At 36.2% G+C, this 15,373-nt stretch carries 16 protein-coding genes; 10 read left to right on the forward strand and 6 right to left on the reverse strand.

From position 1 onward, the window contains the following. The first annotated feature begins 490 nt into the window (after positions 1–490). From MHB48_RS01805 to MHB48_RS01815, 3 genes are all read left to right on the forward strand, one after another. Positions 491–1,696 carry an EAL-associated domain-containing protein gene (locus tag MHB48_RS01805; protein ID WP_342599878.1) on the forward strand — a complete coding sequence of 402 codons (1,206 nt, stop codon included), beginning with the start codon at positions 491–493 and terminating at the stop codon, positions 1,694–1,696. A gap of 407 nt (positions 1,697–2,103) precedes the next feature. Then, entirely contained in the window at positions 2,104–3,480 is a 1,377-nt protein-coding gene (locus MHB48_RS01810; RefSeq protein WP_342599879.1) for an amino acid permease, read from the forward strand. 178 nt (positions 3,481–3,658) lie between these two features. After that, positions 3,659–4,912, forward strand: coding sequence for an MFS transporter (locus MHB48_RS01815; protein ID WP_342599880.1), 1,254 nt, complete (start codon positions 3,659–3,661; stop codon positions 4,910–4,912). Between the two features lie 169 nt (positions 4,913–5,081). On the opposite strand, the gene MHB48_RS01820 is transcribed toward MHB48_RS01815, so the two are convergent. Both MHB48_RS01820 and MHB48_RS01825 read right to left on the reverse strand, forming a co-directional pair. Further along, complete coding sequence (locus tag MHB48_RS01820) at positions 5,082–5,261, reverse strand: hypothetical protein (protein WP_340917271.1); 180 nt, start codon at positions 5,259–5,261, stop codon at positions 5,082–5,084. 77 nt (positions 5,262–5,338) lie between these two features. Next, positions 5,339–5,716: an SLAP domain-containing protein gene (locus tag MHB48_RS01825; protein ID WP_342599881.1), complete on the reverse strand. Its 378-nt coding sequence runs from the start codon at positions 5,714–5,716 to the stop codon at positions 5,339–5,341. A 184-nt stretch (positions 5,717–5,900) separates the two neighbouring features. Between MHB48_RS01825 and MHB48_RS01830 the strand changes: the two genes are divergently transcribed. The 6 genes from MHB48_RS01830 (at position 5,901) to MHB48_RS01855 (ending at position 10,094) form a co-directional block, all read left to right on the forward strand. Then, positions 5,901–6,611, forward strand: coding sequence for an alpha/beta hydrolase (locus tag MHB48_RS01830; protein WP_340917276.1), 711 nt, complete (start codon positions 5,901–5,903; stop codon positions 6,609–6,611). Positions 6,612–6,755: 144 nt separating this feature from the next. Continuing rightward, positions 6,756–7,622 (forward strand): LysM peptidoglycan-binding domain-containing protein, encoded by an 867-nt coding sequence (locus MHB48_RS01835; protein WP_342599882.1) that lies wholly within the window; start codon positions 6,756–6,758, stop codon positions 7,620–7,622. Positions 7,623–7,868: 246 nt separating this feature from the next. After that, positions 7,869–8,168 (forward strand): hypothetical protein, encoded by a 300-nt coding sequence (locus tag MHB48_RS01840; protein WP_342599883.1) that lies wholly within the window; start codon positions 7,869–7,871, stop codon positions 8,166–8,168. Positions 8,169–8,408: 240 nt separating this feature from the next. Beyond that, positions 8,409–8,834, forward strand: a complete 426-nt coding sequence (locus MHB48_RS01845) for a DMT family transporter (RefSeq protein WP_342599884.1) — start codon at positions 8,409–8,411, stop codon at positions 8,832–8,834. Between the two features lie 50 nt (positions 8,835–8,884). Then, complete coding sequence (locus MHB48_RS01850; RefSeq protein WP_342599885.1) at positions 8,885–9,583, forward strand: Crp/Fnr family transcriptional regulator; 699 nt, start codon at positions 8,885–8,887, stop codon at positions 9,581–9,583. Between the two features lie 34 nt (positions 9,584–9,617). Beyond that, on the forward strand, positions 9,618–10,094 hold the full coding sequence (locus MHB48_RS01855; protein ID WP_342599886.1) for a DMT family transporter: 477 nt from the start codon (positions 9,618–9,620) through the stop codon (positions 10,092–10,094). A gap of 63 nt (positions 10,095–10,157) precedes the next feature. Here the strand turns inward: MHB48_RS01855 and MHB48_RS01860 are convergent, their stop codons facing one another. The 4 genes from MHB48_RS01860 to MHB48_RS01875 all read right to left on the reverse strand — a co-directional run bounded on the left by MHB48_RS01860 (position 10,158) and on the right by MHB48_RS01875 (position 13,960). Then, entirely contained in the window at positions 10,158–10,727 is a 570-nt protein-coding gene (locus tag MHB48_RS01860; protein WP_342599887.1) for a PepSY domain-containing protein, read from the reverse strand. Between the two features lie 383 nt (positions 10,728–11,110). Continuing rightward, positions 11,111–11,836 (reverse strand): PepSY domain-containing protein, encoded by a 726-nt coding sequence (locus MHB48_RS01865; protein WP_342599888.1) that lies wholly within the window; start codon positions 11,834–11,836, stop codon positions 11,111–11,113. Positions 11,837–11,906: 70 nt separating this feature from the next. After that, a complete protein-coding gene (locus MHB48_RS01870; protein WP_342599889.1) occupies positions 11,907–13,262 on the reverse strand; it encodes a HAMP domain-containing sensor histidine kinase in 1,356 nt (451 codons plus the stop codon). Next, complete coding sequence (locus tag MHB48_RS01875) at positions 13,259–13,960, reverse strand: response regulator transcription factor (RefSeq protein WP_342599890.1); 702 nt, start codon at positions 13,958–13,960, stop codon at positions 13,259–13,261. Before MHB48_RS01875 ends, MHB48_RS01870 begins: the two co-directional genes overlap by 4 nt. Before the next feature lie 622 nt (positions 13,961–14,582). On the opposite strand from MHB48_RS01875, the gene MHB48_RS01880 reads away from it, so the two are divergent. Beyond that, positions 14,583–15,236 (forward strand): SIMPL domain-containing protein, encoded by a 654-nt coding sequence (locus MHB48_RS01880; RefSeq protein ID WP_342599891.1) that lies wholly within the window; start codon positions 14,583–14,585, stop codon positions 15,234–15,236. Positions 15,237–15,373: the final 137 nt, after the last annotated feature.

A 15,373-nucleotide genomic window follows, 5' to 3' on the forward strand; every position in this document is an offset into this window, starting at 1 on the left:
TGATGGTGATAAATGAAAAAATTATTTCTAATTGAAGGGGTTTTATTAGCATAAAGGGAGGGGGGATTGTGTAATATTCCTTCTTGTGTAAATAATCTCTTGCAACAGAATGGCGAGCAACCTACACGTTCTAAGATGAAGAGCATAAGATAATACATATACACAATAGGTGAAGTGGAATTTGGGAGTATGTCACATCACTTTCATTTTTATGCATTATTTCACTGGCCTTTTAAGAGGTTTCAAGCGATATATTTTTATTAAATACGCGAATTAATTTAAGGATTAAAAGATAATTAGTAAGTTTATTTATAGTAATGGAACATACAAAATAATGAATAACAACTCTAGTTTGTTCATAATTATACAAGGTGCTTATTTGCGTATTTTTCTTTGACGACTTATCATGAAGAGAGAGATTAATATTTTATAAACAAAGAAAATCGTTTCATAAAGCAATGGTTTTCAATCGTTTTAGGAGGTTTTAAGTATGGATGCAATGGAAGTACTAACTAATTTGGAAAAAATGAAGGCGTATTTTCAGCCGATTTTTAGTGCAGATGAGCATGTTGTCGTTGCTTACGAAATCTCTGGCAAGCTTAATAACGATGAAGAACTTATAAGTTTAAATGCATTTGCATACGATGACGATGTTCCAGATGAGTATCGAGTCGATGTGGAGCATAGAATTTTGCATCTAGCCCTTTCTCAACTGGAGGAGGAAGCAAAGGATTTCGATATCTACTTACCATGCAATGCCAATTTACTGATACTGGATTATGGGGAAAGTTATTTCGATATTATAAGAAAATATATTTCGGAGGAAGAACTAACGCGTATTGTTCTCATGATCTCAGAACATAACTTTAAAGGTGAATTTAATAAATTGAATAATATCCTTCGTTATTTCCGGACGTACGGTATAAAAATTGCCATTAACCAAGTTGGCTCTGAAAGTCATTTAGACTATATCAAAATGTTGTCTCCAAATATTTTAAAGGTGAATATTGAGCAATTAAGTTATGAATCTTGGGGGGTGCAGAGTGATTTATTTACATCACTTGGAACATTAGCGCACAAGATTGGCGCAAATATGTTGTTTGAAGGCATCGATAGTGTGCATCAGCTTCAATTTGCGTGGAAAAATGGTGGGCGTTTTTATCAAGGGAAGCACTTAGCGGCAGCTCAAACAACATTAATTCCACGTGATCAGCTAAAGACAAGTTTTAAAGAGAGATGTCGGCAGTTCATCACAACAGAAAAGCGTATGCTTGAGGAAAATTACAATGGATTAAAAGTTTTGCAGAATACATTGGAGAAATCGGTGCAACGTATGAAACTAGGCAGTCAAAACACGGAGAAACTACTCGTACTTGCCGAAGAGCTTGAGGAGTATTCTTTCCGTCTTTATATGTGTGATGAAGAGGGTTTTCAAACATCACCGAATATAATGCGTATTGATAAGAAATGGAATATTCAAGAAGAAGCAATTAATAAAAATTGGAGTTGGCGTCCATACTTTTTAAAAACAATTATTGAAATGCGTAACGACCAAAGCGGCGTGTTGTCTGATTTATACAGCGATATCGATACAGGGGAAATGACGCGTACTTTCTCTATCTCGGTTAGTGATAATGAATATTTATTTATTGATATTTCCTATGATTACTTATATAAACATAATATTTTCAGATGAAAATTTGCCGCTGATGCTTACACATCAGCTAATTTAATCCAGTTCCAGGTTTTGAGACGATATTAAATCGTTTTGAACCTGGAATTTTTTTATGCATTTATTACTAATAAAACATTTTTTTGGAATATTAAAAAACTTTTAAATATAAACTGGAGATAATTTCAAAGTATATGGCATGTCTATAGTTGTGTTGTTTTTCCTTATAATACATTTGTATTTTGACTTTACTTTTATTATTATAATGATAGTAAAGTTAAGTTTGCATTCTTTAAAACGATACCTAAGATTAAAGTAAATAATCACTCTATTCAGTATTTTTGAATGCTATATGGAGAATCAGTTAGTGTAAGGATAACTTTATTATTTCATACTAAAGTTACTAGTTCGTATTTGGGGGGGAATTAAACATGTCAAACAAAGAGTTAAAGAGAGGACTTGAGGCACGTCATATTCAAATGATTGCTTTAGGTGGAACGATTGGTGTCGGGTTGTTTATGGGTTCTGCTAGCACTATTAAATGGACAGGCCCATCCGTATTGCTTGCGTATGCAATATGTGGGATTTTTATATATTTTATAATGCGTGCGATGGGCGAAATGCTCTATGTAGAGCCGAGTACAGGTTCATTTGCGACATTCGGTCATAAGTATATACATCCATTAGCAGGTTATATTACTGCTTGGAGTAACTGGTTCCAGTGGGTAATCGTTGGGATGGCAGAAATCATAGCTGTTGGAACGTATATGCAATACTGGTTCCCAGACCTACCTGCTTGGATTCCAGGTTTAATCGCAATGGCTATTCTTGGTGCTGCAAACTTAATCTCCGTTAAATCATTTGGTGAAATTGAATTTTGGTTTGCAATGATTAAAATCGTGACAATTGTATTGATGATTATTGCGGGGATAGGTTTGATTTTCTTTGGATTTGGTAACGGAGGAGGCGCAATCGGAATATCGAATCTGTGGGAACATGGTGGTTTCTTTGCAGGGGGTTGGACCGGATTCTTTTTTGCACTATCTCTTGTAATTGCTGCGTATCAAGGCGTAGAACTAATTGGGATTACAGCCGGAGAAGCTAAGGATCCCCAAAAAACATTAACAAAAGCAATAGATAGTATTATTTGGCGTATATTAATTTTCTATATCGGTGCGATTTTTGTTATTGTGACGGTATATCCTTGGGATCAACTAGACACACTTGGAAGCCCGTTTGTTGCTACTTTTGCGAAAGTGGGTATTACAGCGGCAGCTGGAATTATTAACTTTGTTGTTATCACAGCAGCAATGTCAGGTTGTAATAGTGGTATTTACAGTGCAGGACGTATGCTGTATACATTAGGTGTAAATGGACAAGCGCCAAAGTACTTTGCAAAGATATCTAATAATGGTGTTCCTTTATTTGGAACAATCGGTGTATTAATTGGTTTAGCGGTAGGGGTTGTTTTAAGTTATATTGCACCAGCTAATTTGTTTGTGTATGTGTACAGTGCGAGTGTGCTTCCTGGTATGGTTCCATGGTTTGTTATCCTTATTAGTCAAATTCGATTTAGAAAAGCTAAAGGAGCAGAACTCGATAACCATCCATTCAAAATGCCTTTTGCACCTGTCACAAACTACTTAACGATTGCATTCTTACTTATGGTATTAGTCGGTATGGGCTTTAATGATGAGACTCGCATTTCTCTTATTGTTGGAATCATTTTCTTAGCTATTGTCATAGCAAGTTTTTATATTTTTAAAATAGGTAAGCGAGTACCGCTAGATACTAAAATAGATGAATAATTGTATGATATTTGACCGTTTGATGTTCCAGCATCAAACGGTCTTTTCTGTTCTGATAGAATATATTCCATATGGATCTAGTATTGTAAAATGTAATGCTTTTATCGTACAATATATCGAATTGATAGAATGTTAAATTTATTTATTTCATCAAATTTTTAAGAATGTAGGTGAGGGATTGAAGCGTCTCCATTATAGTTGGTTTGTGTTAATTATCGCCTTTTTCTCTATTATTGTAGCTGGGATTGTTCGATCCTCTTCAGGGGTATTTATTGTACCTTTTGAAAATGAGTTTGGATGGGATCGGTCCGTAATTTCTTTAGCTTTTGCAGTTGGTCTTTTTCTTTATGGATTGTCGGGCCCATTTATGGCAGCACTTATCGAAGTGCTAGGATTAAAAAAGATGATGATTTATGCCATGTCTACTTTAATGGTAGGGCTTTTGCTTACTTATTTTATGGACCAAGCTTGGCAACTCATTGTCATTTGGGGAATCATCATCGGATTAGGATCCGGTGTGTTTCTGACTGTATTAAGTACATACGTAGCGAATCGTTGGTTTGAGAAGAGGCGAGGTCTTGCGGTAGGGATATTAACAGCTAGTACGGCAACTGGGCAGTTAGTGTTGCTCCCAGTGCTAGCCATTCTAGTAGACAATTATTCTTGGCGTTGGGCTATTGGGTTGATTCTAATCCTCAGTGTGATCATGCTAATAATTATTCTATTATTTATGAAAAATTCGCCGAAGGAAATTGGAATACTTCCATATGGACTGGAAGAGGAACCTCAAGAGTCTAGTGAAGTGCAAAAGAAAAATCCAATAGCGATGGCTTTCCAATCATTAGTAGAAGCTGTGAAAGTAAAAGAATTTTGGTTGTTAGCAGGAAGTTTTTTTATATGTGGGCTTTCAACAAGTGGACTAATTGGAACACATTTTATCTCTTATTGTATTAGTTACGGAATCCCAGTTGTAGCTGCAGCTTCTATGCTTTCTTTTATGGGGGTCTTTGATCTAGTCGGTACAACAATATCCGGTTGGTTATCGGATCGATTCGATAATCGGTGGTTGCTGTTTTGGTATTATCTTTTAAGAGGGGCTTCTCTCGTATTACTTCCATTTGCACTACAAGAAGGCTCCCTTACACTGTTAATCATTTTTTCTGTGTTTTATGGTTTAGATTGGATTGCAACAGTACCGCCAACAATTAGCATTTCAAGGCAAATCTTTGGAATAAAGAGAAGTGGTATTATTTACGGCTGGATATTTGCCTCTCATCAAGCTGGAGCAGCAGTAGCCGCATACGGTGGGGGCTTTATGTATAACATATTTGACTCATACACATGGGCATTTTTCCTTGCAGGAATCTTTTGTGTATTGGCTAGTTTATTTGTCATTTTGATAAAAAAGCAAAAATCAAGCATAGTAATTTAATATGAAAGGTATTTTATCGATGTCCTCATTTGAGTCGTCCAAGCGAAGAGTCTTTTTTTAACATAATAAATAATTTCCATTCTTAACGGGAATACTTAAAAGGTAAACTGTGTATAGTACAGGATTGGACGCAATGCTGAGATGCGTCCGATCCTGATATAACTTTTCCTTAGTATGATTTTTCTCTTTGACTTTTTTCTCGATGATTTGGAGTCATTGGCTCCTGCTTAGGCTTTAAATTACCTAATTCAGCTAACTCTAGAGAAATCTCTTCCTTCTTGCTCGTTGGATTTTTAGCCATAGAACCTTTATTGTTACTAGCTCCTTGATGATGATTAGTATTTGTCATAAAAAAACTCCTTCCAACTATTTAGTACCTCCTTAACATGGTTCAAAAATAAGTAATAATGTATGGAAAAAATTAATTCACACGATTTCTAAAGAACCACTATTAAGTTTTGCTGTACTTTTCAAGCTATCAACAGAAAAAATAAAAGTCCATGGCATACTAACTTTTGGCTGAATGCTCAATGTTGGAAGTGTAAAAGTATACTCCGCAATTATTTTATTATTTTCTATATATGCCAATTTTGTTTGGTTAAAAGCAATTGCTTGCTGAGTAAAATTATGGACAAGTACAGTAATTAGTAATTCTCCTTTATGATTTATTGCTTGCCATATTGGTGAGAGAAGAAGGTCGTGATTTTCCGTATTACTAGTTTCGAGAAAAGTCTTCTCAATCTCTTCCCGGTCCTTACTGGACAAGGCCTTTGCCCAAGATGATTCAAACTCGAGTTTTTGCATCTGCGTAACCTCCTCGGAAATATTTTATACCCTCGTGTTTGAGATAGCCACAAATTGTATAAATTGAGCAATTGTTCTTTTTGAAATTTTTGAAAATAAACTGATTTTTTAGTTAAATTAAGTGATAAAATATAATTAGCAGAAAAGAGATAGTGATATTTTCATAAACAAAGGGGCGAGATGCTTGATACTACATACAAATATTATAGGAAATGGAGAACCATTAGTATTTCTGCATACAGGATTGCAAACAGGTATGACAGATTTTGAGTTTCAAAGGGAGTACTTTAGCAATAACTACAAAGTTTTCTCTCCAGATTTGAGAGGTCATGGGCAATCCAATACAAATGATATTCAAAATTTCTTTGAAGATTCCGCAGTAGATTTATTGGAAACAATTGACCATTATGATTTGAAAAAAATCCACTTAGCAAGTTGTTCTTTAGGTGCGTTAGTGGCTATCAAATTTGCTCAAATGTATCCAGAACGAATTCACACATTGTCCATCTCAGGGGTTATGCCAGTAGAACCGGATAATTGGTTGGAGCTTCATGAACAAGATGTGGAAATTCAAGAGAGTTTACTAGATAACAAAGTGGCTACGAGTTATTTCGACCAATTGCATACATCTGACTGGAAACAATTTATTTACATGGCGAAAGAGAAAGAATGGTATCCATTTGAAGATGTAAAGGCACTAAGTGAGTTTCGTTTTCCTGTTCTTTATATGGTTGGAGAAAAAAATGAGCGTGAAACGATTGGTGCAGCTCTCTATCCTAAATCAAATGAACATATTCATGTTGCCATTATTCCGTTTGCTGGCCATCTAGTGCATGCAGATCAGCCTGAAATATATACTCATATATTAGAAGAATTTATCGAAAAATCTAAATGACTTTTAATTAGCAATTATTACAAATGTAACGTTATGATGGATCTTGTCATAATATTGATATCTCCTTCTCATGGTTTTGCAATGGTACTGTCATCTTACCGTGTTAAGATAAGTCTCGTTAGTGAAAGGGAGGAAATTCATATTATGAAAAAACACATTGCTGCACTAACCGCAATTGCAGTACTATCAGTAGGAGCGGCAGGTCAAGCATCTGCATCAACTGTTCATACGGTAGAAAAAGGTGATACACTTTGGGACATTTCAAAAGAGATGAACGTAAGTGTTCAAGATTTACAAGAATGGAACGGACTTAACTCAACAATTATATATCCATCTCAAAAATTAAAAGTAGTGGAAACACATACCGTCGTTTTAGGAGATACACTTTCCCACATTGCCCAAAAACATGGTCTTTCTGTGGATGAATTAATGGAGCAAAATCAGCTTACAAGTGATTTAATATTCCCGGGAGATAAATTAGTACTTGAAGGCACAAAGGCTATGCAAGTTAAAGGAAGTTCTGTTTCGCAGCCTTCTACGAGTACACCTAAAACAACAACTAATACAACAGCAAACGCAATAGCTAAAAAAACAACTAATGCTACAACTAACACAACAGCTAACACAACAGCTAAAGCAACAACTAAAGCAACAACTAACACAACAGCTAAAGCATCAACTAAAGCATCAACTAACACATCTTCACCAACTGCATCTACTGTAAAAGAAATATCCGTAGCTTCAACAGCTTATACAGCTTCTTGTGATGGATGCTCGGGTATAACATCGACTGGTATCGATTTAAATGCAAATCCTAACCAAAAAGTCATTTCTGTAGATCCAACAGTCATTCCACTAGGTTCACGTGTATGGGTGGAAGGTTATGGTGAAGCGATTGCTGGAGATACTGGCGGTTCCATTAAAGGAAATAAAATTGATATTTATATGCAATCTAAAGAAGATGCGATTAATTGGGGTCGCAAAACAGTAAAAGTAAAAATTTTAGATTAAAAGAGTATGGAATAAAGGGGTTCAATATACCGAGGATGGGCACCTCTCACCTATTTCTACATAGTGACTGTCTAGTTTCCAGAAGCATTGCACTTTTCTTAGTCAAAACCTAATTTCTAGTGTCTAGTTTAAGAAGTAAATATCAATCTAGAATAATTGGGGATTGAAATAGCAGAAAAGAGAAGTAAGCAATGACAGAGACCATATGTCTTTTTAGGAACTTGTATAAAGTAGGGGAAGGTTTAAATGGCTTATAGTTATGTAATGGACATTGAGTTGTCACGAGAAAGTTTTACAGAAGTGAATGACATAATAGTGAAAATATCCAAACTGTTTCGGGAAAGACATAATGCGGACTTAGAAGTGTATTCACCAGCTACAGGAAATGTTCACCGTATATTCGCTATCATTAGATTTGAAAATTTAACTAAATTTGAGGAATTAATGAAAAGCGCAGCTGGAGATACAGAGTTAAGGAAGCTAGAGCAAACTTTTCACAGTATGGCGATTAATACAGAATTCAATTTGTATTGCGAATTATGTTAACCTAAAATAGAAATCCAGCAAATTTCAATTTTGCTGGATTTCTATTTGTTTAAAAGGATGTTTTGCTCACACCTGTTCAAATTTAAAGGAAGGAAGACACATTCGCTGCATCCTGCGGTTATATCTGCATGACTCTACTTACCTGTTTCACCTAAATATTAAAACTAGGGACATATGTCCTTTCCAAATGGTGTCTAATTATCTTTTAATAGAGAAAACAACGTGAATGGAGGCGTGAAAATGAGAGGAATCTTGTTTGCTGTACTCGGTGGTGCCTTTATAACTTTGCAAGGAGTAGCTAATTCGCGAATTAGTCAAGATATTGGGGCGTGGCAGGCGGCAAGTCTTACACAGTTCACTGGATTCATCCTAGCATTGGTTATAGTTTTGTTCGTACGAGATGGTAATTGGACAATGTTTAAAAAAGTCAAACCGCTATATTTATCCGGTGGTGCATTTGCTGCAGTCATTATTTTTAGTAATATTACAGCTATTCATCAAATTGGCGTTACGCTTACGATATCAGCAGTTCTTATCGCGCAACTTAGTTTGACCTTTTTGATTGATATAAAAGGATGGTTTGGCGTAGTGAAGCAACAGATGAAGCTACCTCAGTTTATCGGGATGGGATTGATGGTACTTGGTGTTGTGATTTTGGGAATTTGAGGGTAGTGTATGTTTTATGCGTTAAAGCTAAAAGGGGAGGGAGAAGATGCATGAAGTTAATTGAGGATCAAGAGCAACTCCAATACTATTTGCATGTTCACCAAATTGAATCTGTATTTAACGAGGCGTTATTACAGCACTTATCGTTACATACGTTTGATGAAGGTGAAATTATTTGTGAACAGGGAGAACCCCGTAGCCATTTATATATACTTGTTAAAGGAAAGATTAAAATCTTTACAACTTCTTCGGAAGGGAATAAGTTAATTCTTGCTTTTAAGACTCCTCTTGAAATAGTTGGAGATATTGAATTCATCCAAAATATTGAAATGATCAATACAGTTGAAGCTGTCACACCTGTTTGCATGATTCGAATTCACTGTGATTGGTTAAACAAATATGGAAATGATTATCCTCCACTTCTTCAGTTTTTACTTAAAATTATTACGAGAAAGTTTCATATTAAAAATAATTCTTTTGTTTTTAATTTGATGTATCCAGTTGAAGTACGTCTAGCGAGTTATTTGTTATCTATATCCTTTGATGAATCGAATACCGATTTTAAAGGACAACTGAGCGTAAGTAATTTAAAAGATGCCGCTGGGTTAATTGGAACAAGTTATAGACATCTTAATCGTGTCATCCAACAGTTATGCAAAGAGGGACTAATTGAACGTAACAAAGAGTTTATCATCGTAAAAAATCGAATCGGGTTGAGCACGCTTGCTAATCACAATATTTATGAATGAATTTGGAACTAAAATTTAATAGGGGGGTATTGTTATGCTTTTGGGATTATCCATGGCACTGATTGGCGGTGTTTTTTTAAGCTTACAAAATATATTTAATAGCAAAGTAAATGAGCATACAGGCTCTTGGGCCGCGACGACACTTATATTAGGAATGGGATTCTTAGCTTCACTTACGATTGGCTTCATGGTAGAAGGAGAACGCATTTTTATTTTTGAGAATATGAAAACATGGTATTGGTTTAGCGGTATTATAGGAGTAGGCGTAGTTACTTGTTTAATCCAGAGTATCAAGTTGCTTGGACCAACATTTGCAATTTCCATTGTACTTACTTCACAGCTTTTATTTGCATTGTTATGGGATTCTCTAGGTTGGTTGGGTCTAAAACAAGTGCCCTTTACTTTCCAGCAATTATTAGGGGTACTAATTATTATTGGTGGAGTTATTGTTTTTAAATTTGGAGGTAGAAGAGTAATTGTGGAGGGGACACAACCTGAAGCTATAAAATAAAAAAGAAAGGTACTAGACTGGGGAATTTCCTTCTAGTCAAGTACCTTTTCCTGTTAGTAAGACTCAGTCGTCCTCATTATTGTCATCAAATTCTAGCTCTAATACCGCACCAGTACTTGCATTGATCGTTATTTCAGCTTCCCCTTTTTTTGTTTGAAGCTTTATTTCGTACTCAAATGTTCCATCTTCAGAATCTAATTCAATTGATTTCACATCACCGTTCATTTGTTTTTTAGCAATGGCAATAGCTTTTTTTTCTGTGATGAGGGATTTTGCAGATTTAGCTTGGGCAAGAGCTTTATCGTCGTTGTCATCATTCTCATCGTCATCGAGGCTTTCTCGAACATTTATCACCTTAGCTGTATATGCATCCACTTTTACTTCATATTCCTTATTCTTATCCGCATCAATATCTACTTCATAATACATATTACTGTGTTCTGTTTCTAACTCTACGCTTTCGACGGTTCCATTAGCTTTCTTTAATGCAACTTCTATTGCTTTTTCAATTCCGATTAACTTTTTGCTTTGTTCTGTGCTAATCTTTACGTCATCCTCTGCAAACGCGTTAATACCGATTGCACCACTTATTGCAAGTACGGTTGCTAATGAACCAAGTACTATTTTCTTCATTATTTGTTCCTCCTCGTTATCATTTACCTTACACTTCATACTATATACAGTGAAAGCAAAAGGACGGGGAAAGAAAGGTTAAAATTTGGAGAGAAAAGGTAGGTTTAAGTATTATAAAAAAAGGCACTGTTAAAACACATGGTTGTCATTTGGTAGAATCCTCTTCTCTCCAGTGGCGAACCGACAAGCCTCACTGGCTAGGCCTACGGGTTCTCGTCTGCCTCGCTTTAGGTCAGGATTCTGTGCAGATTCTAGCGCAAATTATATGCTAAAAAAACAGTAGAATATTACAGCGTAAAAAAAGTGACAGGTCCATGTTGGGCTTAATGGAACTGTCACTTATCTATATTATTCAAATTTCTATCAGAGGGTATGCTTTGTAGTTACTCATCCCAATTAACCGATTTTACTTCTCCTGTGTATGCATCGACTTGGACGATAGCTTCCCGATCTTCCTCACCATTTTCCATTTCAACTTCGACTAGGTAATAAGGGGGGGAGCCAGAAGGTTGATGAAATGTTACATCATCATCTGCCTTCCCATTTAAGTGTTTTGCTGCAATTACAATAGCATCTTCTACCGTAATTACTGTGTTTTCCTTAATTGTAGGAGAAGGTATAACCATAGAATCGATGATTTCACCTGTAAATGGATCAACCTTTAGTTTTAGTTTTTCGTTGTCTTTAGTGACAATCGCCTGATAATAGTAGTTGTCATTTTTTTGAATCATTTCGATTGATTGTAGCTCCCCTTGAGTAGTAAGTTTCTCCTCAATTTCTTTTTGTGATAGCGGTAGTTCTGTTTGAGGCTCCTCTTTCGAAGAGTTTTCTACTTTTGGGAGTCGTTCTAAGGAGAGAACATCCCCAGTTTTTGCATCAATCTTTATAATATATAATCCAGTTTCTAACTGCATTTCAATCTGATATTCATCTTCATTCTTTGTTGTTTTTACTATATCACCTGGGTATTTTTCAAGCACTGCCGTTTTCGCTTCTTCCTCTGTTAAGTTCTGCGCAGAGAAGGTAGGAGAAAACCATCGAAACCCTACGATTAACAATAAAACAAGGAGAATAAATCCAACTGTCCACGTCCATTTTTTTTTCTTCATCGTTTATCACCTCACGTAACAGTTTGATGAGCTTATTATATAATCGAAAAGTAAGAAAACGGTAAGAATTTTACACTTCTTTTGTCTTGAAAAAAAGAGTAGCTGTCGTTCCGTGGTTTTCTATGCTGTCCAATTCAATTCGAACACTTATTGCCCCAGCTATTTGCCTTGCCATTGTAAGTCCTAAGCCGGATCCTCCTTGCTTTCTGCTCCTTGCTTGGTCCACTCGGTAAAATCGATCAAATACTTTAGTTAATTCATCCTGTGGTATTCCAATTCCTCTGTCCTCGATTTGGATATATGTTTCATTTGATGTGTGACCAACATTAATGGTAATGCGTTCCTCGCTATACTTTAGAGCGTTATCTAAAAATATAAAGAGTAGCTGTTTTAGCTTTTGAAAATCTGTATATCCATTCGTGGTTTCGCTGTTCTCAACTATAATTTCTCGTTGGTATGTGTTTTGGAATGACTTTGCTGTTTCCATTACGAGTTCTGTTACATTTATTTGTTCTAACTTAATATTCCATTGTTCCTGCTGTCTCGCTAGTAGCAATAACTGTTCTGTCATTTCTCTCATTCGCACAGCTTCGGAGTGGATCGCCTCTACGGATTCTTCAAATAAATCCGGACGTTCAAGTCCTCTTCGTTTTAAAAGATCCGAGTAGTTTTCAATAATCGTTAAAGGGGTTCTTAATTCATGGGAAGCATTTGACACGAATTGTTCTTGATTTTCAAAGTTAGTTTGAAGCAAATCAATCATATGATTAAAGGTTTCTCCCATCTCCACGAGCTCGCTCTCCGAAGTATTTTCCAATTCCAAACGCTTGAATTGTCCGCTTTTTTGGATGTCTTTCATTGTATTAATCATCGATCTGATCGGTTGTAAAATGAAATTACTCAAAATTCTACTCGAGAGAAAAACAGGGATCATGGCGATGGCCGTTACCGCAATTAACACGATGCGCAGCATTCGGATCATCTCGTCCGTTGCTTGAATACTGCTTGTCACTTGTAGATTTACAACATTTCCATCCTTCCAAACGACCGGATAGGAGACAAACACATACTGCTTATTTTTATATGAGATTATCTCACTCACTTCACCAGGGGAATAGCTACTTGTGCGAGACTCTAATGTGTCCTCTGAAGGAGTAATAATCTTCGCTTCACTTGTTAAATCCTCTTTCAACACTTGTATCATCCCTTCCACTGGCACATAGGCTAGTAGAAGCTGGCTAGGAGGAATTTGATCAATTGCACTACCGATATCCGATACGATTCTTTCAACCTCTGCAGTAGCTCGATCAAGTTCATTTGACATCATTAGATGGCTGAAAAGAAAATAAATGGAAGTGTTCATGAGTATTAATAAAAAAATAAATAACACCGAAGTATATAAATTAATTTTATTTCGAAGTTTCATGTTACATCCTTTAAGACATAACCAACACCTCTAACGGTATGAATTAATGCCTGTTCAAAGTTGGCATCTACTTTTTTTCTCAGGTAACGGATATACACATCCACTATTTTCGTTTCTCCGTCATAATCGTATCCCCAAACGGCCTCGAGAATCTGGTCCCGATCTAAAACCTGGCGCTTATTTCTCAATAAATATAAAAGTAAATCATATTCCTTTGGTGTTAGGTCAATATCATGTTCTTTTCGTATTACTTCTCGGGTTTTCTCATTTAGCTTCAAATCACCTGCATGGAGCCATACATCACTTTCCACAATTGGAGAAGATGCAATTTGCTTCATCCGTAAGACAGCTCGAATTCTAGCGAGTAATTCTTCCATTCGAAAAGGTTTGGTAATATAGTCATTAGCGCCGAGGTCGAGACCAGATACTTTATCTTCAATCGAATCCTTTGCTGTTAACAAAATAACAGGAATCGACGAATCTTTTCCTCGTATGCGTCGAAGCAACTCGATTCCGCTCATCCCTGGGAGCATTATATCTAATAATATTAAGTCCCATTTTTGGGACAGATATATTTCTAGCGCATCTATTCCATTTGTAGCTTTCCCTAATTCATATCCTTCATATCCTAACTCGATTTCCAGCAGTCTTAAAATTTTCTCTTCATCTTCGACGATTAAAATGGATTCTTTAGCCAATAGTCATTCCACCTCTCGTTATTTTTCCTTGTCTTTTATTCTACATGACTCCAATGAATTTTAGAAAGAAGATGGGGTATGCGTGAGAGACAATTAAGTTCTCTTTAATAGAGGAAGAAAGTCTACATTTGCCCTTTATTCATAGGTACAGTTATATTTTACTTTTGTGTACTAGCATATTATTTGAGGTAGAATCAGCAAAGACCCCGCAAGCACAGCCAGAGGGCACTGAAAAAGTGGTATTCTAATAAAATTCCTAATAAATATCCGCTAATTGGATTTAGCACGGCTCTGTTCGCTTTCCGTGGGCGAGCGCCGAGCCTCCTCCTACGCTACGCTTCGTGCGGGGTCTCGGCTGTCTCGCTTTCTCACAGGAGACTCACGCCGCCGTGATCCTCTAGTACACAGTATCGTCACATCAAATATTTATCATAAAAAATTCTGTATAGAGTTTTTTAGTGACCTTCGCAGCCAAGGAGGCATGTCGGTTTGCCAAGGAAAGTAAGTGGATTCCGCCTAGTAACACCAGGGTAGTTTATCGATGTCTATTCTTAAGAATTTCAATTTTTTATTACAAAGAGCATAAGATAATAGGTATGAATCATACGGAAGGTGGAATTCAATGAATAATTCAAAGGAGCATCAGCTATCATCTTCTCCTTTACGTGTAATCACAGTGACTGGAAATGGTCAGGTAGCTACTCAACCGGACTATGTGCAACTTCGATTCGAAGTGAGTACAGAAGGAAAAGATGTAAGTGAAGCTCAGCAAGAAAATGCAATTATCATGAATCGTGTTATTCAGTCGATTTTAGCGCTAAACATTCCAAAAGAGGATATCCAAACTGTCGCATATAATGTAACAGCTAATTATGATTATATTGAAGGGAAACAAGTTTTTAGAGGATATGAAGTTACAAATGCTATTACTGTAAAAGTAACAGATATAAGTCAAGTCGGAATAGTAATTGATACAGCAGTACAAAATGGTGCAAATCGAATTTCATCCATTCAGTTTGGAATTGAAAATCCAGATGCATCTTATCAACAAGCCCTCCGTTTAGCTCTAAAAGATGCGCAAACGAAAGCAAAAACAATAGCGGAGACAATGAAATTAACTTTGCACCCACAACCGATAGAGATAGTAGAAGAGCGTGAAGCTCAAGCTGTACCGTTGTTTAAATCGGTTGCAATGGCAGATCAGTCACAAGTTACACCAATTGAACAAGGTAAAATCACGATTAGTGCAGCTGTTAGGGTTAAATTTCAATATTAATGACGCGATTCCGTCTAGGTTAATACCAAAAGTTTGATATAATATTTTACTTGTCTCTTCACCTGTTACTTCCTTTTTCAAATGAGATAGGCGCATACCGATTGCTAATCTAGCCAGAGACGTTATAGATGTATCAA

The sequence above is a fragment of the Psychrobacillus sp. FSL H8-0483 genome (genome assembly GCF_038637725.1).
Classification (GTDB): domain Bacteria; phylum Bacillota; class Bacilli; order Bacillales_A; family Planococcaceae; genus Psychrobacillus.